Source organism: Curtobacterium sp. SP.BCo (assembly GCF_051903265.1).
GTDB lineage: Bacteria > Actinomycetota > Actinomycetes > Actinomycetales > Microbacteriaceae > Curtobacterium.
In genome coordinates this window covers 1,534,856-1,555,784 of sequence record NZ_CP194337.1, presented here as the reverse complement: position 1 = coordinate 1,555,784, position 20,929 = coordinate 1,534,856, and the positions used below count along the sequence as shown (strand labels likewise).

Annotated in this window: 19 protein-coding genes and 1 tRNA gene; 8 read left to right on the top strand and 12 right to left on the bottom strand. The window is 71.4% G+C overall.

Features of this window, described 5'->3' with window-relative positions; translation table 11 throughout:
• Positions 1-35: 35 nt before the first annotated feature.
• Positions 36-1,142 carry a tRNA 2-thiouridine(34) synthase MnmA gene (gene mnmA, locus ACRQ4B_RS07505; protein ID WP_439694064.1) on the bottom strand — a complete coding sequence of 369 codons (1,107 nt, stop codon included), beginning with the start codon at positions 1,140-1,142 and terminating at the stop codon, positions 36-38.
• A gap of 54 nt (positions 1,143-1,196) precedes the next feature.
• On the opposite strand from mnmA, the gene ACRQ4B_RS07500 reads away from it, so the two are divergent.
• The 3 genes from ACRQ4B_RS07500 (at position 1,197) to ACRQ4B_RS07490 (ending at position 3,532) form a co-directional block, all read left to right on the top strand.
• On the top strand, positions 1,197-2,549 hold the full coding sequence (locus ACRQ4B_RS07500) for an MFS transporter (RefSeq protein WP_439694063.1): 1,353 nt from the start codon (positions 1,197-1,199) through the stop codon (positions 2,547-2,549).
• Between the two features lie 76 nt (positions 2,550-2,625).
• Positions 2,626-2,706 (top strand) — tRNA-Leu (locus ACRQ4B_RS07495).
• 130 nt (positions 2,707-2,836) lie between these two features.
• Positions 2,837-3,532 (top strand): DedA family protein, encoded by a 696-nt coding sequence (locus tag ACRQ4B_RS07490; protein ID WP_439694062.1) that lies wholly within the window; start codon positions 2,837-2,839, stop codon positions 3,530-3,532.
• A 167-nt stretch (positions 3,533-3,699) separates the two neighbouring features.
• Here the strand turns inward: ACRQ4B_RS07490 and rdgB are convergent, their stop codons facing one another.
• The 3 genes from rdgB to murI are packed head-to-tail and all read right to left on the bottom strand — an operon-like array spanning position 3,700 to position 5,866.
• On the bottom strand, positions 3,700-4,290 hold the full coding sequence (rdgB, locus tag ACRQ4B_RS07485; RefSeq protein WP_439694061.1) for an RdgB/HAM1 family non-canonical purine NTP pyrophosphatase: 591 nt from the start codon (positions 4,288-4,290) through the stop codon (positions 3,700-3,702).
• Positions 4,287-5,024, bottom strand: a complete 738-nt coding sequence (gene rph / locus ACRQ4B_RS07480) for a ribonuclease PH (protein ID WP_439694060.1) — start codon at positions 5,022-5,024, stop codon at positions 4,287-4,289. Before rph ends, rdgB begins: the two co-directional genes overlap by 4 nt.
• On the bottom strand, positions 5,021-5,866 hold the full coding sequence (gene murI, locus ACRQ4B_RS07475; RefSeq protein ID WP_439694059.1) for a glutamate racemase: 846 nt from the start codon (positions 5,864-5,866) through the stop codon (positions 5,021-5,023). The genes rph and murI overlap by 4 nt, the downstream gene beginning before the upstream one ends.
• Before the next feature lie 1,128 nt (positions 5,867-6,994).
• Between murI and ACRQ4B_RS07470 the strand changes: the two genes are divergently transcribed.
• Positions 6,995-8,281 (top strand): nicotinate phosphoribosyltransferase, encoded by a 1,287-nt coding sequence (locus ACRQ4B_RS07470; RefSeq protein WP_439694058.1) that lies wholly within the window; start codon positions 6,995-6,997, stop codon positions 8,279-8,281.
• Between the two features lie 6 nt (positions 8,282-8,287).
• On the opposite strand, the gene ACRQ4B_RS07465 is transcribed toward ACRQ4B_RS07470, so the two are convergent.
• The 3 genes from ACRQ4B_RS07465 to ACRQ4B_RS07455 all read right to left on the bottom strand — a co-directional run bounded on the left by ACRQ4B_RS07465 (position 8,288) and on the right by ACRQ4B_RS07455 (position 11,623).
• Positions 8,288-8,548: a DUF3039 domain-containing protein gene (locus tag ACRQ4B_RS07465; RefSeq protein WP_092384164.1), complete on the bottom strand. Its 261-nt coding sequence runs from the start codon at positions 8,546-8,548 to the stop codon at positions 8,288-8,290.
• 130 nt (positions 8,549-8,678) lie between these two features.
• Positions 8,679-10,250: an ABC transporter permease gene (locus ACRQ4B_RS07460; RefSeq protein WP_439694057.1), complete on the bottom strand. Its 1,572-nt coding sequence runs from the start codon at positions 10,248-10,250 to the stop codon at positions 8,679-8,681.
• Positions 10,226-11,623 carry an ABC transporter ATP-binding protein gene (locus ACRQ4B_RS07455; RefSeq protein WP_439694056.1) on the bottom strand — a complete coding sequence of 466 codons (1,398 nt, stop codon included), beginning with the start codon at positions 11,621-11,623 and terminating at the stop codon, positions 10,226-10,228. Before ACRQ4B_RS07455 ends, ACRQ4B_RS07460 begins: the two co-directional genes overlap by 25 nt.
• Positions 11,624-11,921: 298 nt before the next feature.
• On the opposite strand from ACRQ4B_RS07455, the gene ACRQ4B_RS07450 reads away from it, so the two are divergent.
• The 4 genes from ACRQ4B_RS07450 to ACRQ4B_RS07435 all read left to right on the top strand — a co-directional run bounded on the left by ACRQ4B_RS07450 (position 11,922) and on the right by ACRQ4B_RS07435 (position 14,670).
• A complete protein-coding gene (locus ACRQ4B_RS07450) occupies positions 11,922-12,617 on the top strand; it encodes an NTP transferase domain-containing protein (protein WP_439694055.1) in 696 nt (231 codons plus the stop codon).
• Between the two features lie 89 nt (positions 12,618-12,706).
• On the top strand, positions 12,707-13,486 hold the full coding sequence (locus ACRQ4B_RS07445) for an ABC transporter permease (RefSeq protein ID WP_439694367.1): 780 nt from the start codon (positions 12,707-12,709) through the stop codon (positions 13,484-13,486).
• Entirely contained in the window at positions 13,486-14,256 is a 771-nt protein-coding gene (locus ACRQ4B_RS07440) for an ABC transporter ATP-binding protein (protein WP_439694054.1), read from the top strand. Before ACRQ4B_RS07445 ends, ACRQ4B_RS07440 begins: the two co-directional genes overlap by 1 nt.
• 111 nt (positions 14,257-14,367) lie before the next feature.
• Positions 14,368-14,670: a hypothetical protein gene (locus ACRQ4B_RS07435; protein WP_439694053.1), complete on the top strand. Its 303-nt coding sequence runs from the start codon at positions 14,368-14,370 to the stop codon at positions 14,668-14,670.
• 26 nt (positions 14,671-14,696) lie between these two features.
• Here ACRQ4B_RS07435 and ACRQ4B_RS07430 read toward each other — a convergent pair whose 3' ends face one another.
• From ACRQ4B_RS07430 to ACRQ4B_RS07410, 5 genes are all read right to left on the bottom strand, one after another.
• Positions 14,697-15,929, bottom strand: a complete 1,233-nt coding sequence (locus tag ACRQ4B_RS07430; RefSeq protein ID WP_439694052.1) for a CDP-glycerol glycerophosphotransferase family protein — start codon at positions 15,927-15,929, stop codon at positions 14,697-14,699.
• A gap of 18 nt (positions 15,930-15,947) precedes the next feature.
• Complete coding sequence (locus ACRQ4B_RS07425) at positions 15,948-16,796, bottom strand: glycosyltransferase family 2 protein (protein WP_439694366.1); 849 nt, start codon at positions 16,794-16,796, stop codon at positions 15,948-15,950.
• Between the two features lie 56 nt (positions 16,797-16,852).
• Positions 16,853-17,671 carry a CDP-alcohol phosphatidyltransferase family protein gene (locus ACRQ4B_RS07420; RefSeq protein WP_439694051.1) on the bottom strand — a complete coding sequence of 273 codons (819 nt, stop codon included), beginning with the start codon at positions 17,669-17,671 and terminating at the stop codon, positions 16,853-16,855.
• A gap of 9 nt (positions 17,672-17,680) precedes the next feature.
• Positions 17,681-18,724 (bottom strand): glycosyltransferase family 2 protein, encoded by a 1,044-nt coding sequence (locus tag ACRQ4B_RS07415; RefSeq protein WP_439694050.1) that lies wholly within the window; start codon positions 18,722-18,724, stop codon positions 17,681-17,683.
• A 168-nt stretch (positions 18,725-18,892) separates the two neighbouring features.
• Positions 18,893-20,878, bottom strand: a complete 1,986-nt coding sequence (locus tag ACRQ4B_RS07410) for a trypsin-like peptidase domain-containing protein (RefSeq protein ID WP_439694049.1) — start codon at positions 20,876-20,878, stop codon at positions 18,893-18,895.
• Between the last annotated feature and the right edge of the window lie 51 nt (positions 20,879-20,929).

The window sequence follows — 20,929 nt, the reverse complement described above, 5'->3', positions numbered from 1 at the left end:
GCATCAGTTCTACCGTGAACCACCGACCCACAACGTCAGACGGTGGAGGGCACCGCCGACACCGTCGCGTCGATCGTGCACTGCCCGAGCACCCGGGTGCCGACGTAGACCACCGCGGTCTGGCCGGGCGCGACGCCCGAGAGCGGCTCGTCGACGTCGATGACGAGCTGTCCGTCCGCGACGCGTGCGGTGGCGGGGACGGGGTCGGCGTGCGCCCGGATCTGCACGTCGCACGCGAACGGCACGGACGCGTCGGCCGGGGCGGTACCGGCCCAGGTGAACCGTGACCCCGACATCGACGTCACGTCGAGCGCTTCCTTCGGACCCACCACGACGGTGTTCTCCTTCGGACGGATCTCGAGCACGAATCGGGGCTTGCCGTCCGGCGCCGGGCGGCCGAGCGCGAGCCCGCGGCGCTGCCCCACGGTGAAGCCCGTCGCGCCCTCGTGCGCGCCGACGACCGTGCCGTCCCGCTCGACCACGTCGCCGGGAGCGGTGCCGACCCGGTCGGCGAGCCAGCCCCGGGTGTCGCCGTCCGGGATGAAGCAGATGTCGTACGAGTCCGGCTTCTGCGCGACCGTGAGACCACGGGCGGCGGCCTCGGCCCGGACCTCGTCCTTCGAGGGGGTGGCCCCGAGCGGGAACATCGCGTGCTGGAGCTGCTCGGCGGTCAGGACGCCGAGCACGTAGGACTGGTCCTTCGCCCACGCGGCCGACCGGTGCAGCTCACGGGCACCGTCCGGGCCGGTGACGATCGACGCGTAGTGACCGGTGCAGACGGCGTCGAACCCGAGGGCGAGCGCCTTCTCGAGCAGCGCCGCGAACTTGATCCGCTCGTTGCACCGCATGCACGGGTTCGGGGTGCGACCGGCCTGGTACTCGGCCACGAAGTCGTCGACCACGTCCTCCTTGAACCGGGCCGAGAAGTCCCACACGTAGTACGGGATGCCGAGCGCGGACGCGGCGCGCTGGGCGTCCATCGAGTCCTCGATCGTGCAGCAGCCGCGGCTGCCGGTCCGGAGCGTGCCGGGCATCCGACTCAGGGCGAGGTGCACGCCGACCACGTCGTGTCCGGCGTCGACGGCCCGGGCAGCGGCCACCGCCGAGTCGACACCACCGCTCATCGCTGCAAGAACTCGCATTCCTCCAGGGTAAGCGCATCGCGCGCGGGCTCGAGGCGTAGCGTTGCCGGAGCGATGACCTCCGAGACCCCTGCCTTCGACTTCCGGGCGGTCCTGCTGTCCGGCTTCCTGCCCGCGGCGCTCTTCGCGATCGGTGAGGGCGCGATCATCCCGATCATCCCGATCGCGGCGAGCTCCCTCGGTGCGAGCCTGGCGTTCGCGGGGTTCGTCGCGGCGCTCATCCTCGTCGGGGAGCTCATCGGCGACGTGCCCTCCGGTGTCGTCGTCGCGCGCATCGGGGAGCGGAACGCGATGATCGGCGCCGCCGTGCTGTCCGTCGTCGGGCTGCTGGTCTGCACCGTCGCGCCGAACGCCTGGGTCCTCGCGCTCGGGGTGTTCCTCGTCGGTGTCTCCACCGCGGTCTTCGCTCTGGCCCGGCACGCGTACATGACGACGGCGATCCCGCTGCACATCCGGGCCCGCGCGCTCTCCAGCCTCGGCGGGGTGTTCCGCTTCGGCTACTTCGTCGGTCCGTTCATCGCCGCCGCCGTCGTGCACCTGACCGGCACCACGCAGAGCGCCTTCTGGATCCACGTCGTCTGCTGCCTGCTGGCAGCCGTGGTGCTCCTCGTCCTGCGCGACCCCGCGACGGGCGCACGCGGCTTCCGCAGGCCGCCCCGCGCCTCCCGGCCGACGACGGACGACGCGACGAACGCACCGGACGTGACGAACGCGACCGCGCCGGACGCAACGAAACCGTCGCACCCGTCGCACCCCACCGAGCCGCCCACCGACACCGGCGCGCAGTTCGTGCAGCAGGAGGCGCACGGCCTCTTCCGCACCATCCGCGCGAACCGGGCCGTCCTGCTGCGACTCGGCAGCGGCGCCGGCCTGATCGGCGCACTCCGCGCCGGACGCCAGGTCATCCTGCCGCTCTGGGCCGTGAGCGTCGGCCTCGACGACTCGACCGCGGCCCTCGTGATCGGCATCGCCGGCGCGATCGACTTCGCGCTGTTCTACACGAGCGGGCAGATCATGGACCGCTGGGGTCGACTGGCGAGCGCGCTGCCGTGCATGCTCGGGCTGAGCGTCAGCTACTTCCTCCTCGCCTGGAGCGGCCACCTCGACGCGCGGGTCGGCTGGTTCGTCGCGATCGCGATGGGGATGTCCCTCGCGAACGGCGTCGGTTCCGGGATCCTCATGACGCTCGGTGCCGACCTGGCGCCACGGGACCACCCGGCGCCGTTCCTCGGTGCGTGGCGGTTCACCGGCGACTTCGGGCAGGCAGCCGCGCCGCTCCTCATCTCCGGGGTGACGGCCGTCGCGTCGATCGCGGTGGCCAGCGGCGTTATGGGGGTCCTCGGGCTGGTCGGTGCCGGCATCCTGCTGCGCTACGTCCCGCGGTACCTCCCCCGCCGGTTGCGCTGACGCGCGTCGGTGCGCCGGCCGGGAGGCACGGGTCACGTCGGTCCGTCGACCCACGCTCGGTAGACTGCCGCTGCTCGCGGGAGTGGTGGAATCGGTAGACACGCAGGATTTAGGTTCCTGTGCCCCAGGCGTGAGGGTTCGAGTCCCTCCTTCCGCACGGTTCACCGCACGATGCCCGCACCCTCCGGCGAAGTCATACCCGCGAGGGATGGGGCCGCAACCCGCGGACGGTACCCTCGACACGCGGGAGTCCTCCCCGTGACCCCGCCACCACGACCGGAAGAACCATGCACTCCGTCGCACTCGCCCTGATCCCCTGGCTGGATCCGCAGTACATCCTCGACAACTTCGGCGCGATCGCCGTGTTCGTGGTGTGCGCCATCATCTTCGCCGAGACCGGGCTGCTCGTCGGGTTCATCTTCCCGGGCGACAGCCTGCTCGTGATCACGGGCCTCTTCGCCTTCGACCGGGGCGGCGAGATCGGCGGCATCCCGGTCTGGATCGCGGCGCTGATGATCGCCGCGTCCGCGTTCCTCGGTGGCGAACTCGGCTACTACATCGGCAAGAAGGCCGGCCCGCCGATCTTCGAACGCAAGGAGAGCGGGCTGTTCTCCAAGGCGAACGTCGACCGCACCAACGCCTTCTTCCACCGGTTCGGTCCCCTCGCGGTCATCCTCGCCCGCTTCGTGCCGGTGGTCCGGACGTTCCTGCCGATCGCGGCGGGCGTCGGGCGCATGAACTACAAGAAGTACTCGCTGTACAACGCGATCGGCGCCGTGATCTGGGGCGTCGGCGTGACGTTCCTCGGGTACTTCATCGGCCACATCCCCTTCGTGGCGCACATCGTCCGCGAGTACATCGACATCATCCTGCTCGCCGCGGTCGTCGTCACGGTGGTGCCGATGGCGCTGACCTACTTCCGGAACGCGCGCAAGGCGAAGCGCGCGGAGGAAGCCGGGACGGGGACCGAACCGCTCCGCTGACCGGTCCGGTCCTACCGACGGACGGGAGGCGCGGTGCCAGCTGGCACCGCGCCTCCCGTCCGTTCGCCGCGTACGCCGAGCCTCGCTCGCACCCCGCAGCCCGCAGCCCGCAGCCCGCGGCGGACGCCGGGCCGCAGGCCGCGCGTCGCAGCCCGCGGATCGCCGCGTCAGGCGCCGAAGTACTCCCGCACGATCGGTGCGATCCCCCGGAAGGCCTTCGACCGGTGGCTCAGCGCGTTCTTCTCGTCACGGGTGAGCTCCGCCGAGGTCCGGTCGGCGTCGTCCGGCCGGAACACCGGGTCGTACCCGTGCCCGCCGTCCCCGATCGGCTCGGTCGTCACCTCGCCGTTCCACACCGCCTCGAACACGTGCTCCGTACCGTCGGGCGTCACGAACGCCGCAGCGCAGACGAAGGCCGCCGTGCGCTCGACCATGCCCTCGAGGTTCCGCAGCAGCAAGGCGATGTTGTCCGCGTCCACGCGGGTGCCGGCGTACCGGGCCGAGTGGATGCCGGGCGCACCGTCGAGGGCGTCCACCGCGATGCCGGAGTCGTCGGCGAGCGCGGGCAGTCCCGTGTGCGCGACGGCTGCGCGGGCCTTGATGAGGGCGTTCGCGGCGTAGGTGTCGCCGTCCTCGACCGGCTCAGGACCGTCGTACGCCTGCAGCTCCACGCCGCCGAGGGCATCGCCGAGGATCTCGCGGAGCTCGACGACCTTGCCCTGGTTGTGGGTCGCGAGGACGACGGTGCCGGAGGTCACGCCAGCCCCAGCGCGGTCTTCTGGATCGCGGCGAGGGACCGGTTGCCGGCCAGACCGAGGTCGAGCAGCGTGTTCAGCTCGTCGCGGTCGAACGGCGCGTGCTCCGCCGTGCCCTGCACCTCGATGAACGTGCCCGACCCGGTCGTGACGATGTTCATGTCGGTGTCGGCCGCCGAGTCCTCGGTGTAGGCCAGGTCGAGCATCGGCTCACCCTTGACGATGCCGACCGAGATCGCCTGCACGCTGTCGGTGAGCGGGGTCGCCTTCTTCGCGATGAAGCCCTTGTCGCGGCCCCACTCGATCGCGTCGGCCATCGCCACGTACGCGCCCGTGATCGACGCCGTGCGGGTGCCGCCGTCGGCCTGCAGGACGTCGCAGTCGATGACGAGGGTGTTCTCGCCGAGCGCCTTGGTGTCCACCACGGCGCGGAGCGACCGGCCGATCAAGCGGGAGATCTCGTGCGTGCGACCGCCGACCTTGCCCTTGATCGACTCGCGCTGCATGCGCTCGTTCGTGGACCGGGGCAGCATCGAGTACTCGGCGGTGACCCACCCGGTGCCCTTGCCGGCGAGCCAGCGTGGGACGCCGTTCGTGAACGACGCGGTGCAGAGCACCTTGGTGTTGCCGAACGAGATGAGCGCGCTGCCCTCGGCCTGCGTGCTCCACCCCCGCTCGATCGTGACGGGACGGTGGTCGGTCGCGGTGCGGCCGTCGGTGCGGAGCGTGTCGCTCATGGGGTCCTTTCGATGCGGGGCAGCGTGATGGCCCCGGTCTGGAGGTGGCCGACGCTGGAGACCTCGGGGCCGAGGAAGCGTCGGGCGAGTCGGATGAAACCGTTCTTGTCGTCGCCGGTCGCCTCGAACGCGTAGGTCGGCGGTTCGGGGGCGGTGCGTTCGAGTCCGTGCTCGACGAGGCGCCGGTACACGTCGTTCGCGGTCTCCTCGGCGCTGGAGACGAGGGTGACGTCCGGGCCCATCACGTACTGGACGGCTGCGGACATGAGCGGGTAGTGGGTGCAGCCGAGCACCAGGGTGTCGACGTCGGCTGCGCGCACCGGCGCCAGGTACTGCTCGGCGACGGTGCGGAGCTCCGGCGAGGAGGTGTCGCCGGCCTCGACGAACTCGACGAAGCGCGGGCACGCCGCGAGGGTCAGGGTGACGTCCGACGCCACCGCGAAGGCGTCCTCGTACGAGCGGGACGCGATCGTGCCGACCGTGCCGATCACGCCGATGCGGCCCGTGCGCGTCTGCTTCACGGCGGCGCGGGCGGCCGGCTGGATGACCTCGACGACGGGGATGCCGTACGCCTGCTCGTACCGTTCCCGGGCGTCCCGGAGCACCGCACTCGAGGCGGTGTTGCACGCGATCACGAGGGCCTTGACCCCCTGCTCGACGAGGTCGTCCATCACCTCGAGCGCGTACCGGCGGACGTCGGCGATGGGCTTCGGGCCGTACGGCGAGTGCAGGGTGTCCCCGACGTACCGGATGCTCTCCCGCGGCAGCTGGTCGATGATCGCGCGGGCCACCGTGAGTCCGCCGACCCCGCTGTCGAAGACTCCGATCGGTGCATCCGTCACGCCCCCAAGCGTACCGACGCCCGCCGCCCGTGGCGTCCGCCCGTGCGGGTGCGGGTGCGTGCCGGTGCTGGCTGGTAGCAGCCCTCTGTGGGCACGTCCGTCCGCGAGCGGGCGGAACCCGTCGCGCCCAGCCCCTCGACCCAGCCGATTCCGCCCGCTCGCGGCAGGTGGGTCCACGCCGACCAGCTTGGAGACGCGACCCGGTCCCTGGGAGTGACGCCGCGCCTCCAGTCCGTCATCGTGGCCGCGAGCGGGCGGAACCCGTGCCGCTCGCCCCGGCCAGCCAGCCGATTCCGCCCGCTCGCGTCAGGGGTCCGCGCCGACCAGCCACCCGCTCGCGAGCGGGCGGAACCCGTGCCGCCCAGCTCCGCGATCCAGCCGATTCCGCCCGCTCGGACGCGTCGTGTCCCCGGCGACCGCCTGGAGGGGCGACCCAGCCCTAGGAGTGGCGCCGCGCCTCCAGTCCGTCATGGTGGCCGCGAGCGGGCGAAACCCGTCCCGCTCGGCTCCGTCTGCCGACCGATTCCGCCCGCTCGCGTCAAGGGGGTCGGCGCCGACCGCCTGGAGGCGCGACCCGGGCCCGAAAGCAGCGCCACGCCTCCAGTCCGTCACCGTGGCCGCGAGCGGGCGAAACCGGATGCACCCGGGCCGAGCAAGGGACCAGATCCGCCCGCTCGGCGCCGTCCGGCGCCGCCCGTCCCGCAGTGCTCGACGCCCATCGCACCGAGCGAACGGAATCTGTCGCCCACGGCGCGTCCGCGCGGCCGATTCCGCCCGCTCGCGTCAGGTGAGGTTCGTCGCGACCGCCTGGAGGCACGGGGCGGCCACAGGAGTGGGCGCGGCTCCTCCAGGCGGTCGCCTCCAGCGCCCCCGTGCCCGAGCGGGCGAAAACGGGGAAGCACGGGCCGTGCGCGCAGCAGGAATCGCCCGCTCGCGAAGCGACGACGCCCAGCCCGCACCCGCACGCACGCACGCACGCACGCAACCACCCACCCACAACACCCGCCCCCGCACCCACCCACAACACCCGCACCCACCCACAAAACCCGCACCCGCGCCCGCCCGCCCGCGCACCGCACCCCACCGCAATCCGCACCCCGGCACCGCCGCGACAGTAGTGTCGGAGAGGTGACCAGCGCGCTCCTCACGGACCAGTACGAACTGACCATGGTCGACGCCGCACTCAAGGACGGCACCGCCGACCGCCGGTGCGTCTTCGAGGTCTTCGCCCGGCGGCTCCCCGACGGCCGCCGCTACGGGGTGGCCGCCGGCCTCGGCCGGTTCCTCACGGCCCTCACGGACTTCCGCTTCGGCGACGAGGAGATCGGCTTCCTCCGGGACCGCGACGTCATCGACGCCGGGACGGCCGCCTACCTGGCCGACTACCGCTTCACCGGCGACGTCCGCGCCTACCGCGAGGGCGAGGTCTTCTTCCCGAACTCCCCCGTGCTCCAGATCGAGGGCACCTTCGCCGAAGCCGTCGTCCTCGAGACCCTCGCACTGAGCATCTTCAACGCCGACTCCGCCATCGCGAGCGCCGCTGCGCGCATGGTCTCGGCGGCGGACAAGCGCCCGCTCGCCGAGATGGGATCGCGCCGCACGGGCGAGTGGAACGCGGTGGCCGCCGCACGGGCGGCGTACATCGCCGGCTTCGGCGCGACGAGCAACCTCGAGGCCGGCCGCACCTGGGGCATCCCGACGATGGGGACCGCCGCGCACGCCTTCACGCTGCTGCACGACTCGGAGGAGGCGGCGTTCCGGTCGCAGCTCGACGCGCTCGGCACGGGCACCACGTTGCTCGTCGACACGTACGACATCGAGGCCGCGGTGGACACCGCCGTGCGTCTGACGGACGGCAGGCTCGGCGCCGTCCGCATCGACTCCGGTGACCTGCCGTCGGTCGTGGCGAGCGTGCGGGCGCAGCTCGACCGGCTCGGTGCGACCGGCACCAAGATCACGGTGACGAACGACCTCGACGAGTACACGATCGCGGCACTGCGGGCGGCGCCGGTCGACTCCTACGGCGTCGGCACGAGCGTGGTCTCGGGCTCGGGGCACCCCGCCGCCGGCATGGTCTTCAAGCTCGTCGCGCACAAGGAGGACGGCGGCGACTGGGTCCCGGTCGCGAAGAAGTCGGCCGACAAGGCGTCGCTGGGCGGGCGGAAGGAAGCCGGCCGTCGGCTCCGGAACGGCATCGCGACGGCCGAGGTGGTCCTCACCACCGGTCAGGTCGGCCCGGACGAGCGTCCCCTGCTCGTCCCGGTGGTGTCGAACGGCGAGGTCGATCCGGCGTTCCTCGGGGCGCACGGCGTCGAGGCCGCTCGCGCACACCACAAGCTCGCGAAGGCGGAGTTGCCGGCGGACGCGGCGCGCATCGGCCGCGGAGACCCCGCGATCCCGACGCTGGTCATCTGACCCGGGTCACTCGGCCTTCATCTTCTCGTAGATCGCCTTGCAGTCTGGGCACACCGGGAACTTCTCGGGGTCACGACCGGGGATCCACTTCTTGCCGCACAGCGCCTTCACGGGCTTGCCGGTGAGGGCGGACTGCAGGATCTTGTCCTTCTTGACGTAGTGCGAGAACCGCTCGTGGTCGCCGGGCTCGATCGCTTCCTCTTCGAGGAGCTTCTCGAGCTCGCGGTCCATCACGTCGAGGCCGCCACCGGGTTCCGTCATGCTCATGGGTCCAGGGTACGACGATGCGGCGTGCGCCGCGACGGCCTGGAGGCGCGGGACGGGGCCGCCACGCGCCTCCGGGCCTTCTGCGGTGGCGCCCGGTGCGCGCGCCTCGCGGCGGTCGGGTCGGGTCGCGTCAGTTGCGCTGTGCCGCCGCCAGCAGGTCCGGTCCGTGCCGGTCGAACAGCCGACCGCCGACGACCACGCCCGCAGCGAGCACCACGACTCCCACCAGCACGCCGATGACCAGCGTCAGGACGTTCCACGGCTCGGGTCCGTCCGTGAACGCGAGGACGGCGAGCCACGCGGCCGGCACCGAGCAGACCAGGATCCCGAGGACCATCACGGACTGCGCGACCGACGCCAGCGCACCGGCGGCCTGCGGCTGCTGGAACGGGTGGTCGCCCGGGCGGACGGTCGGGTACGGCAGGAGCACGGACACCACGCTGGACAGGCCGAGCCCGGACAACAGCGCACTCGCACTGACGCCGATCAGCAACGGGAACGCCGTCGAGTCGCCGAACAACCACGCGGACAGCCACGACCCGAGGACGATCGCGGGCACGCCGACGGCGAGCACCGGCACGAGGCGGCCCAGACGGTCGCTCCAGCCCGGAGCTCCCGAGGCGACGTGCAGCCACACGGCGGTGTTGTCGTACGAGACGTCGTTGTGCGGCAGGAACCCGGCGATGAGCGCCATCAGCGGCAGCGGCACCAGGGCCGTCCAGTGCCACGGGACGCCGGCGACGCCGAGCGGGATGACGACCACGGGGACGAACACGATGATGAGGTACGACGCGCGGTACCGCGGGTCCCGCACCCAGTAGGTGAGGGCCCGGGCCGCGACGGCGCCGACCGGGGTGGACCCGAGCCGGTCGAACCAGCCGAGCCCGCGGTACCGGCGAGCGGTGGCACGACCGTCCACGCTCTCGAGCGCACGCCCGACGACCGCCCACCACGCCCAGCCGAGCAGCGCCACCACCACGACCGCGATCAGCAGCTTCACGATGCCCTCGCCGACCAGCCCTGCGGCCACGTCGGCGGGGACCGCCCACGCCGCACCCCACGGGGTCCAACCGGCGACGTCCGCGATGCGCTGCATCTCGGCGCCGGAGGGGTCGAGCCAGTCGACACGGAGCAGCAGCGACAGCGTCGGGATGCCGAGCACCACGATCACCAGGGCGACGAGCCAGCCGGCGTCCCGGGACCGGTGCGGCCCGATCAACGCCGCGCCGACCGCGCAACCGACCCGGATGAGCAGCGCGCAGGTGGCGAGGGCGAGGAGTCCGCCGACCACACCGAGCACCCCGGAGCCCGCGCCACGCATCCACGCGACGGACTGCGCCACGGCCACGATCGCGACCGCGACCACGGGGACCCCGACGAGTCCGGCGACACCGAGACCCACCGCCAGGTCACGGCGGTCGATCCCGAACACGGTGAAGCGGCGCGGGTCGAACTGGTCGCTGCGCCCGACGACGAGCGGGACCACCGTGAAGGCGAAGGCGATGAGGGTGCCGACCGGCACGATGACCGCACGCGCGACGTCGGGCGTCGCGGCACGGAGGCCCACGACCTCGATCGCGACGAACACCGCGGCGACCAGACCGGCGAGGCTGCCGAGCACGACGAGCACGGACCGGCGGGCGCTGCCGCGGACCTCGCCCGCGAGCAGGTCGGCCCTCAGCCGGAGAAGCTGTGCAACCATTCCATGCTCTCTGCCACGACGCGGCCGCCCGCGAGTTCGACGAACTTGTCCTCGAGGCTCTTGCGCCCGCGGACCTGCGCCATCGTGCCGGAGGCGAGGACCCGCCCGCCGACGATGATGGCGACGGAGTCACAGGTGCGCTGCACGAGCTCCATCGAGTGGCTGGAGAGCACCACCGTGCCGCCCCCGCGCGTGTAGCGACGGAGGATCTCGGTGATGGTCGCGGCGCTCACCGGGTCGACCGACTCGAACGGCTCGTCGAGCACGAGCACCCGCGGCGAGTGGATGAGCGTCGCTGCGAGGGCGATCTTCTTCGCCATGCCGACGGAGTAGTCCGCGACCTGGCGACCGAGCGCCTCGCCGAGACCGAACGCCTCGGCGAGGTCGGCGCTGCGCTTCCGCGCGGTGGCACCGTCGAGCCCGCGGAGGGTCGCCGAGTAGTAGAGCAGCTGCGCGCCGGTGAGGCGGTCGAACAGCCGGAGGCGGTCGGGCAGGACACCGAGGTCGCGCTTCGCGGCGGTCGGGTCTGCCCAGACGTCGTGGTCGAGCACGGTGACCGAGCCCGCGTCGGGGCGGAGCAGGCCGGTCACGATCGAGAGGGTCGTCGTCTTGCCGGCGCCGTTCGGTCCGACGACGCCGAAGATCGAACCCTGCCGGATCTCGAGGTCGACCTCGTCGACGGCGAGGGTCTGGCCGTAGCGCTTGACGAGCCCGCTCGCTCGCAGCACGACGGGCTGCTGCGGCTGCTTCTGGCCGGGCGCGGGGCGCTTCGTGCCGGTCGGGCGCTTCTTCGTCGCCTTGGGCGCGTCGGCGGCGGTCGTGCTGGTCGTGTCCGCGCTGGTCGTGTCCGCGTTGGCCTTGGTGGTCGCGCTGGGCCTGCTGGTCTCGTCCGTCCCGGCCGCGGTCGTCCCGGCCGCGGTCGGCCCGGCCGTGTCCGTCCCGGCCACGGTCGTCCCGGCTGCGCCCGTCCCGGTGCTTCCGGGAGGCACGGTGCCGGCCGTCGAGGCCGTCTGCGTCGGCCGGGTGGCGCGTCCCTTGCCGCCGCGCGGCTTGGCCGGGCGGCGGCCCGTGGTCGTCGACGCCGTCGACGCGGCGGCGGGCCGAGCCGCGGTCGGCGCTGCGCCGTCCCGAGCGTCGGTGCTCGTCCCGGTGTCCGTGTCCGTTCCGGTGTCCGTGTCCGTGACCGTCGTGTCGTCGGTCATCGCGTCCTCATCGGAGGCGTCGCGCGCATCCCCGTCCCCCATGTCGTCATCAGCGGTTCCCTGCACCGCGGTGGCGTCGTCCTGCTCGGCGTCGGTGTCCTCCGCCTCGGTCAGCCAGGCAGCGTCCGACGTGCTGTACACGTCCTCGTCATCCGTTGCTCCTGCTGCCACGGCCCAACCGTACCAACGCTGTCCGCACAGTGGCGGACCGCCCGTCGCAGTGTCACGAATTGAGCACGAAGCGGTCGAGGGCGTACCCCGACGGGGGGACGTTCCGTATCATTCACCAGGGCACGACGAAGTGTTCACCACTTGGAAACCTGCTCGTACGGCCGTTTCCGTGTCGCCCTTCCCTGCGAAAGACCGCAGAGACAGCGTGCTTCACGGGCAATCCGGACGTTCTGCGAGCAGACTCGACCAGGCCCGCCCGTGCCCGATGGCGCGCGGGCGGACACCAGAAGGGACCAGCATGACCACGCAGATCGTGATCCTCGCAGCGGGGATGGGCAGCCGGCTCGGCCGCAGCCTGCCGAAGCCGCTGACCGAACTCAGCGACGGCCGCACCATCATGCAGCAGCAGTTCGACAACATCCGCGCCGCGTTCGGCTCGAGCGCCCGCGTGACGATCGTCGTCGGCTACAAGTCGGAGTACATCGTCGAGGCCTTCCCCGAGGCGAACTTCGTCTACAACGAGTCCTACGACTCCACGAACACCTCGAAGAGCCTGCTCCGTGCGCTGAAAGCGACGGGCAAGGGCGGCGTGCTCTGGATGAACGGCGACGTCGTCTTCGACCCGCGGGCCCTGGTGCGCGCGGCCGACATGATCGACGAGGACCGCTCGTTCGTCAGCGTCAACACCGACAAGGTCTCCGACGAAGAGGTCAAGTACACCGTCGACGCCGAGGGCTTCATCCACAAGCTCTCGAAGCAGGTCGTCGGTGGCCTGGGCGAGGCAGTCGGCATCAACTACGTCTCCTCGCACGACAAGCAGGCGCTGATCCGTCAGCTCGGTCGCGTCGACGACCAGGAGTACTTCGAGGGCGGCATCGAGGCTGCCATCGCCGAGGACGGGCTACTCTGGAGCCCGATCGACATCTCCGACCTGTACGCCGTCGAGATCGACTTCGCCGAGGACCTCGAGCGCGCGAACAACCTGTTCGCCTGAGCCAGCATCAGGACCCCCTCGGCGGTTCCGTCCGAAGGGAAACCGTGACCACAGCGAGTGCGCCGACCGCGCCCGTGGCTGCCACCCCGATGGCGTCCAGGAGCGCGGTCCGGCGCTATCGTCATGCCCTCTGGCTGCTGACCGCCCGGGACCTCCGCGTCCGGTACTCGACCTCGGCGCTCGGGTACTTCTGGTCGATCCTCGACCCGCTCGTGATGTCGGCCATCTACTGGTTCGTCTTCACACAGGTGTTCCACCGCGGCAAGGTGGGCGAGGAGCCGTACATCGTGTTCCTCCTGTCCGCGCTGCTGCCGTGGATGTGGTTCACCGGCGCGGTGTCGGACTCCACACGGGCGTTCGTCAGTGAGACGAAGCTCATCCGCTCGACGACGATCCCGCGGAGCATCTGGGTCGCGCGGGTCGATGCATCCAAAGGGATCGAGTTCCTGCTGAGCCTGCCGGTGCTGGCCGTGTTCGCGATCTCCACCGGCGCCCGACTGCACTGGGAGATCGCGCTCTACCCGCTCGCCATCGTCCTGCAGTGCGGTCTGGTCTACGGCATCGGGCTCATCGTCGCGCCGCTCGTCGTGTTCTTCCGTGACCTCGAGCGCGCCGTGAAGCTCGTCCTGCGGTTCCTCTTCTACGCATCGCCGATCATCTACAGCACGCAGGCGTTGCCCGACAAGCTGCACGACCTGGCGGCGTTCAACCCCCTGAGCGGCATCTTCGGCATCTACCGCTCGGCGTTCTTCCCCTCGCAGCTCGATTGGTTCGAGGTCGCCGTGTCCGTCGTCGTGACCGTGGTCGTCCTGGTGATCGGTACGGTCGTGTTCCGCCGCAGCGAGCACCGTGTCCTGAAGGAGCTGTGATGACGGCCACCGAGCAGACCGGGCGCACCGCGACCGTCGCCCCCGTGATCTCGGTGCGTGACGCCGGCATCCGGTTCAAGCGCAACCGACGTGCCAGCCGGAGCTTCAAGGACCTCTTCGCGGGCAGCAACCGCCGGAAGCGTGCCGACGAGTTCTGGGCGCTGCGGGGCGTCACCTTCGACGTCCGTCCGGGCGAGGCGATCGGTGTCGTCGGCCGGAACGGGCAGGGCAAGTCGACGCTGCTCAAGCTCGTCGCCCAGGTCATGCTCCCCGACGAGGGCCGGGTCCACGTCGGCGCCGGCGTGGCGCCCCTGATCGAGATCACCGGCGGGTTCGTCGGCGACCTGTCCGTGCGCGACAACGTCTACCTGACCGCCGGCCTGCACGGCATGTCGCGCGCCGAGATCCGCGATGCCTTCGACGAGATCATCGACTTCGCCGAGATCGGCGACTTCGTCGACACCCCGTACAAGCACCTGTCGAGCGGCATGAAGGTCCGCATCGCGTTCGCGGTGATCTCGCGGCTCGACGAACCGGTCATCCTCGTGGACGAGGTGCTCGCGGTCGGCGACAAGGCGTTCCGCGAGAAGTGCTACAAGCGGATCGAGGAGCTCCTCGCCGGTGGCCGGACGCTCTTCTTCGTGTCGCACAGCGACAAGGACCTCCGACGGTTCTGTGATCGTGGGCTCTACCTCGACAAGGGGCTCCTGCAGCTCGACGGCACGATCGAGGAAGCGCTCGCCCGCTACTCGGCCGACTACGGCGTCTGACGGGCGCACTCCCCCTCCACAACCCGACTCCCCCGGGGCCCTCTCCACAGCCGACGCCCCACGAGCCGACCCCGACCCCCGAACGTCGGACCCTCCCCCTACCGTGACGGCATGCACCACCCGACACCGGCCTACGCAGTCCCGTTCACGATCGACCGTTCCCTCGCTCCGCGCCGCTACGACCTGGTGAACTCCGGTGACGAGCCGGTCGACGGGCTCACCCTCACCCACCTCGGCAACGGGTACTGCCCGCCGCTCGGGGTCCGTCGGCTCGAGCCCGGCCGCGGCCTCTCGATCGCCGTCTTCGGGGCTGATCCGGAGGACACCGGCGTCGTGGTGGTCCGCTGGCGCCGCCCAGACCGGTCGGAGTACCTCTGGCGGATGTCGCTCGTCGGCGACGGTCGCCCGGCGTGATGCCGGCCGTCGCGACGCGCAGCCCGTCAGGCCTCGCCGCGTCCTGCCGCCACCTCGTGCCACCGCGTGAGCAGTCGTTCGACCGCAGCGTGCAGCCGTGCCGTCGCGGCCCCGGGCGTGGTGTCGCCGAAGTACCGCTGCACCCAGTGCCGCAGCTTCGCGAGCTCCTCGGCGTCGTGCGCGGCGGCGTCGATTCGGGCAACGACGTCGGTCGCGTCCTCGGCCAGCAGCCAGTTCGCGTCGCTGAGGTACCCGCGCTCGTCGACGTCCGCCTCGGGCGACACCGGACGGGTGACGATGAGCGGGCGCCCCACGGCGAGCCGGTCGTAGATCATCGCGCTGATGTCCGTGATGGCCACGTCCGCGTCGGCCAGCTGCCACCCGAGGTCGGCGCCGTCGTCGTACACGTGGTGCGCGCTGGGATCGGCGGCGTTGGCGCTGGCGATCGCCGCGACGATGCGTTCGTGCGCAGCCTTGTACACCGCGTCACTGACCCCGCTGCGCGGGTGCGGGCGGTAGACCAGGCGGTGCGCCGGCGACGCGAGCACCCGGTCGGCGATGGTCGTCCCGTGGGTCGCGATCGACCCGTAGGCGGCGGCCGCCCGGTCGCCCTCCCACGTCGGGGCGTAGAGCACCACGGTGCGGTCGTCGGACGGGTACGGCGCGTCACCGGCGAAGTGGTCGGCCTGCGGGCGTCCGATCGCGATGGTGCGCCCGTCCAGGTCGTAGTCCCACAGGGCCTCGGCGAGCCGGTCGCGAGCGGCGTCCCCGGCGATCAGGGCGTAGTCGTACGCCTTGAACTGGTTCGTGGTCATGTACATCTTGTCGCTCTCGCCGTGGTTGACGAAGACGTGCCACATGCGCCCGTACCGCATCATCTGGAAGTTCCGGGCGTTCTGGTTGACGTACAGGACGATCTTCGGCGCCTGCTCGTCGACGAACCGTTCGAGGTCCACCACCTGGCGCGCGTAGACCACGGGGACGGGCGACTCCTCGAGCAGCGTCAGCATGGTGCCCGGGCTGCGGGAGACGATCGCCACCGGGTGCGTGGCGGCGAGTTCGGCGAGCGGTGCGTACCACTGACGCACCTGGTACATGTTGACCGGACCGTCGGCGAAGTACACCGCGATCTCGATGGTGCCCGGAGCGGGCACCGGCGCGGAGGGCAGCCGGCGCGCGAGCTCCCGGCGGCTCCGTCGCGACTTCAGCAGTCGGTCGGCGAGCCGCACAGCGGTCCGCACGTCCTGGATGATCGGCATGGTCCTTCTCCCGATGGCTCAGACGACGGGCGGCCGGCCCGCGAGCGTCATGCGTCCGATGGTCAGCCACCCCATGACCCGCACGGGTCCGCAGTCCGTGGTCCAGCCCTCGCGGACGCCCCCGAACCAGGTCGCCAGGCGCCGCGGGTGCCGCCACCAACGGGCGACCTGGATCACGGCCCACGACCCGACGTACAGGGGGCGGAGGACGGCTGGCAGGTTCCGGCGCGCGAGCCACACCCGGTTCCGGGCGTTGAGCCGGTAGTACTCGGTGTGGCGTGCCGGGTCGATGGCAGGGTGGTTCGCGACGAGGTCACCGGCGTACCAGGTGCGGCGTCCGGCGTCCCACACGCGCCAGGCGAGCTCGATGCCCTCGTGCGCGTAGAAGTACTCGGCGCCCCACCCACCGGTCGCGCGGTACACGTCCACGGGCAGGACGACGGCGCCCTCCCACACGGAGAACACCGGCGACGAGTGGTCCGGTTCGCCCTTCCGGATCCTCGGGATCCACCGTGTGGGGTTCGCCGCCCCGGTCGGGTCGACGACCCGGGGCTGCACCAGTCCGAGCGACGGATCCCGCTCGAACAGCCCGATCGCGTCACGCAGGAAGGTCGTGGACGGCACCGAGGCGTCGTCGTCGAGGAAGAACAGGTAGTCACCGTCGACGAGCTCGGCACCGGCGTTCCGCCCGGCCGGGATCCCGACGTTCTCGGGCAGTGCCAGCGCACGGACGCCGTCCGGCAGACCGGTGGGCTCCCAGCCGTTGCCGACGCAGACCACGTCGAGTTCGACGTCCTGCTGGGCGAGCACGCTCTCGAGTCCGCGCCGCAGGTCGTCCGGACGGGTGCCCTGTGACAGGCTCACCACGGCGACCCGTGGCCGGTCCCGGTGCGGGACCGCGTGCCGTCGGACGGTGCCGGGAGTCACGCGCGCACCCGCTTCGACGAGATGATCGCGACGAAGTGGCCGAAGGTGGCGAGCACCGCCAGGGGCAGCAACGCCCCCACCAGGATCCGGTCCGCGAGCGGGTGACCGATGACCAGTGCGAGCAGCGCGAACACGAACGCCAGGATGCTCAGCTCGACGGAGTGGTACAGGCGGTGGAAGGGCAGGAACCGCGCCGCGCGGCGCAGGGTGGCCAGCCGGCGGCCGGACGGCACCGTCCCGGCGTCACGGCGGTCGACGAGCTTGTCGAGGCCGGCGTTCGCGCGGGCGACGTGCACCATGTCGTTGAGCGCCTTGTTCAGCACGATCACGAGCCCGAGCGCGCAGCCGATCGTCGTCCACATCCAGTCGGCCCCGTGGATCGGCCACGTCGCCGCGCGGACACCGAGCGCGATGGGGATGAGCCCCTCGGTCGTGTAGTGCCCGACCTTGTCGAGGAACACGCCGGCCGGCGACCGGGTCCCACGCCACCGAGCGACCTCGCCGTCGCAGCAGTCGACGAGCATCTGCAGCTGGCCGAGAACGAGTGCGAGCACCGCACCCCAGATGCCGGGGATGAGCAGGGCGGCAGCGACGCTCCACCCGACCAGGATCATCAGCCCGGTGACCTGGTTCGCGGTCACCCGGGTCTTCAGCAGGACCCAGGTCAGGTACGGCGAGACGTCCCGCAGGTAGAGCGACGCCGTCCAGTGCTCGGCGTTCGCCCGCGAGCGGACCTCGTCGGGCTGTGCGATCGCACGGAGTTCGGCGATCGAGGTCGGGCGGGCGTTCCCGCGGCCGGTCGTGTGATCGGTCAAGAGGTCAGGTCACCGTCCCGTGTGCGTGGTCAGATCCGACGTCCGGGTGAGGAAGCCGATGATGAAGCCGATGCCCCAGCCGACGTGGATGCAGGGCAGCACCACGAGCAGCCAGAGGAGCGTCGGCAGCCCCGACCGCCGGGCGACCGCGACGGCCCCCAGCACGACGAAGACGATGTAGACCGCGGGCACCACGAAGCCGAGCAGCGCCCAAGCAGCCCCGGAGCCGACGGCAGCGCCGATGATGCCGACGACGCCGGCGACGAGGCCGAGCGCCATCGCGGCGACCATGGCCGGCGGCACGAAGTAGCGGAGGCCGTTGTTCGCGGGGAACCGGTGGGCGAGTTCACCGCGCCAGAGGCCGGTCGCCACGAACTGCCGGACGAGGCGCTTGAGGCTCGGGCGCGGGCGGTAGGTGACGACGAGCTCCGGTGTGAACCACACCGTGCCACCGGTCTGCCGCAACCGACGGTTGAGCTCCCAGTCCTGGCCGCGCTTGATGCCCTCGTCGAACAACCCGACCTCGAACAGCCGGTCCCGTCGGAACACGCCGAGGTACGCGGTCTCGGCCGGGCCCGCCTGACCACCGACGTGGTGCGGTGTCCCGCCGAGGCCGACGCGGCTGCCGTACGCGAGCGCGACGGCCTGCTCGAACGGCGTCCGCCCCTCGGCGTGCATGATCCCGCCCACGTTGTCCGCGCCCGACTCCTGCAGCACGCGGACCGCGACGCGGGTGTAGTCCGTCGGCAGCACCGAGTGCGCGTCCACACGGACCACCACGGGGTGCACCGACGCCCGGATCGCGACGTTCAGCCCGGCCGGCGTCGAGCCGACGGGGTTGTCGATCGCCCGGATGCGGGGGTCGGCAGCGCTCATCTCGGCGACGAGTTCGTTCGTCCCGTCGATCGACGGCCCGAGGGCGAGGATGACCTCGAACGGGCCGGCGTAGTCCTGGTCCAGCAGACTCTGGACGGCGGCGCGGACCTCGGTGACCTCGTTGAGGACGGGCATCACGTACGAGACGCCCGGCAGGGGCTGTCCGTCTGTCTGCATGCGTACCTCGGGGTCCTGGCTGGGTGCACGGGACGCACCGCGGACGGTGCCGCCCCGCAGAGCGACCCCGAGCCTATCAAGGTCGCAACCGGGAGACGGCCTGGAGGCACGGTGCCAGCTGGCACCGTGCCTCCAGGCCGTCACGCCGTCAGTCGACGGCGACGCGCGTCATCCCTTGTAGGTCCCGAGGGTGACGTCCGTCTCCCGCGTCTCACCGCCGCGGATGTAGGTGATCGTCGTCTTCGCCCCGCCCGCGAAGTAGCGGACCTGCGCCGTCAGGTCGGTGGCGTCGGAGACCGACGCCGAGCCGATCTTCGTGACCACGTCGCCCTTCTGCAGCCCGGCCTTCGCCGCTGCTCCGCCGGACGAGACGGACTTGATCAGTCCGCCCATCTGGGTGGCGTTGGCGTCCTCGGCGGCATCGCCGACGGTCGCACCGAGGAGGCCGTGGGTCGCGGACCCGTTGTCCTTGATCTCGTTCGCCACGCGCTTGACGAGGTTCGACGGGATCGAGAAGCCGACGCCGATGCTGCCGGACTGGCTCGACGAGTCCGACGAGCTGCTCGCGCTCGCGATGGCGACGTTGATGCCGATGAGCTTGCCCTTCGAGTCGAGCAGCGCACCGCCCGAGTTGCCGGGGTTGATCGACGCGTCGGTCTGGATGACCGGCAGGGACACGGTGCTGTTCGAGGAGGAGCTGCTGCCGTTGTCGCCGTTGCCCCAGAAGTCGAACGGGCCGCCGCTGCCGTTCCCGCCCTCGTTCGAGTCGCCGCCCTGGCTGGGAGCGCTCGAGGTGACCTGGATGCTCCGGCTCAGGGTCGAGACGATGCCGTCGGTCACGGTGTTCGACAGGCCGAGCGGAGCACCGATGGCGACCGCGGTGTCACCGACGTTGAGGTCGGACGAATCCGCGAAGGTGATCGGCTTCATGTCGGTCGCGTCGATCTTGATGACCGCGAGGTCGACCGTCGGGTCCGTGCCGACGAGCTTCGCCGGGTAGATCTTGCCGTCCGAGGTCGTCACGGTGATCTTGCCGTTCGAGCTGTCGCCGTCGAGGGTCACGACGTGCGTGTTCGTGACGATGTAGCCGTCCTTGCTGAACACGACGCCCGAGCCGGTGCCGGCCTCGCTGCTCGACGAGACGTTGATCGTCACGACGGACGGAGTGGCCTGCGCGGCCACCGCGGTGACGACGGTCGCGTTGTTGTAGTCGTTGACCGTCAGGTTGCCGCCGCTCTGCGAGTTCGACGAGCCGACAACGGTGCCGCCGCCCTGGCTGGCTCCCGCGAGCCATCCGGCGCCGCCGCCGACGAGGCCGGCGATCACGACGCCGGCGACGACCGGCAGGACGAGGCGGTTGCGGCCGGTCGTGCGGGAGCGGGTGCCGGTCGCGCTTGCTGCTCCTGCTGTTCCGGCAGCGCCTGCTGCTCCTGCTGCTCCGAAGTAGTGGCCGTTGCGCTGGTTCGAGCCGTCGACGTCGCCGAACGAGCTGGTGGCCGAGGTCGGCGCCTGTGCTGACGGTGCTCCGGCGTACTCGGACGCCGAAGCGGGCTGGGCGTACTCGCCGTAGCGGGGCTGCTGACCGTAGGGGTTCTGCGTCGGTTGCTGCCCGTAGGGGTTCTGCGTCGGCTGCTGACCGTAGGGGTTGTGGGTCGGCTGCTGCCCGTAGGGGTTCTGGGTCGGCTGCTGGCTCTGGCCGGTGGGGGCCTGCCCGGTGCCGTAGGGGGTCGCGTGCTGGCCGTAGCCGCCAGCGGACTGGCCGGTCTGGCCGTACTGGCTGGTCTGGCCGTACTGGCTCGTCGACTGCTGGTCCGTCTGACCGTACTGACCCGCTTGCTGCTGGACGTACTGACTCGTCTGCTGCTGGCCGTACTGACCGGTCTGCCCGTACTGGCTCGTCTGCCCGTCGGGCGTCGTGGTCGGGTACGGCGCGGTGTAGCGGTCCGTGGGGTGCTCGGTCGACGCGGCGATGACGTCGGTCTCGTTCGCGGGAGCAGGGTCGATCACATCGGTGTGGTCCGCCCGCGCATCGTTCGTCGGAGCGTCGTTCGTGTGCTCGGAGTCGTTCGTCGCGGCGTCCTCGGATGCGGCCGTTGCGGCCGTGTCCTCCGGACGGAAGTCGTCGTCCTGCCCGTGGGGCGTGGTGTCGGTCATGCTGGACGTGCTCCTTTCAAGCTCGTGCAGTCTGTCGGACCCACCTGAGCG

What these genes read in the sequence shown, in the direction of transcription:
- mnmA (WP_439694064.1), bottom strand. Translation starts at nt 1,142, where the DNA reads ATGCGAGTTCTTGCAGCGATGAGCGGTGGTGTCGACTCGGCGGTGGCC.
- ACRQ4B_RS07500 (WP_439694063.1), top strand. Translation starts at nt 1,197, where the DNA reads ATGACCTCCGAGACCCCTGCCTTCGACTTCCGGGCGGTCCTGCTGTCC.
- ACRQ4B_RS07490 (WP_439694062.1), top strand. Translation starts at nt 2,837, where the DNA reads ATGCACTCCGTCGCACTCGCCCTGATCCCCTGGCTGGATCCGCAGTAC.
- rph (WP_439694060.1), bottom strand. Translation starts at nt 5,024, where the DNA reads ATGAGCGACACGCTCCGCACCGACGGCCGCACCGCGACCGACCACCGT.
- ACRQ4B_RS07465 (WP_092384164.1), bottom strand. Translation starts at nt 8,548, where the DNA reads ATGAGCATGACGGAACCCGGTGGCGGCCTCGACGTGATGGACCGCGAG.
- ACRQ4B_RS07460 (WP_439694057.1), bottom strand. Translation starts at nt 10,250, where the DNA reads ATGGTTGCACAGCTTCTCCGGCTGAGGGCCGACCTGCTCGCGGGCGAG.
- ACRQ4B_RS07450 (WP_439694055.1), top strand. Translation starts at nt 11,922, where the DNA reads ATGACCACGCAGATCGTGATCCTCGCAGCGGGGATGGGCAGCCGGCTC.
- ACRQ4B_RS07445 (WP_439694367.1), top strand. Translation starts at nt 12,707, where the DNA reads ATGGCGTCCAGGAGCGCGGTCCGGCGCTATCGTCATGCCCTCTGGCTG.
- ACRQ4B_RS07440 (WP_439694054.1), top strand. Translation starts at nt 13,486, where the DNA reads ATGACGGCCACCGAGCAGACCGGGCGCACCGCGACCGTCGCCCCCGTG.
- ACRQ4B_RS07435 (WP_439694053.1), top strand. Translation starts at nt 14,368, where the DNA reads ATGCACCACCCGACACCGGCCTACGCAGTCCCGTTCACGATCGACCGT.
- ACRQ4B_RS07430 (WP_439694052.1), bottom strand. Translation starts at nt 15,929, where the DNA reads ATGCCGATCATCCAGGACGTGCGGACCGCTGTGCGGCTCGCCGACCGA.
- ACRQ4B_RS07415 (WP_439694050.1), bottom strand. Translation starts at nt 18,724, where the DNA reads ATGCAGACAGACGGACAGCCCCTGCCGGGCGTCTCGTACGTGATGCCC.
- ACRQ4B_RS07410 (WP_439694049.1), bottom strand. Translation starts at nt 20,878, where the DNA reads ATGACCGACACCACGCCCCACGGGCAGGACGACGACTTCCGTCCGGAG.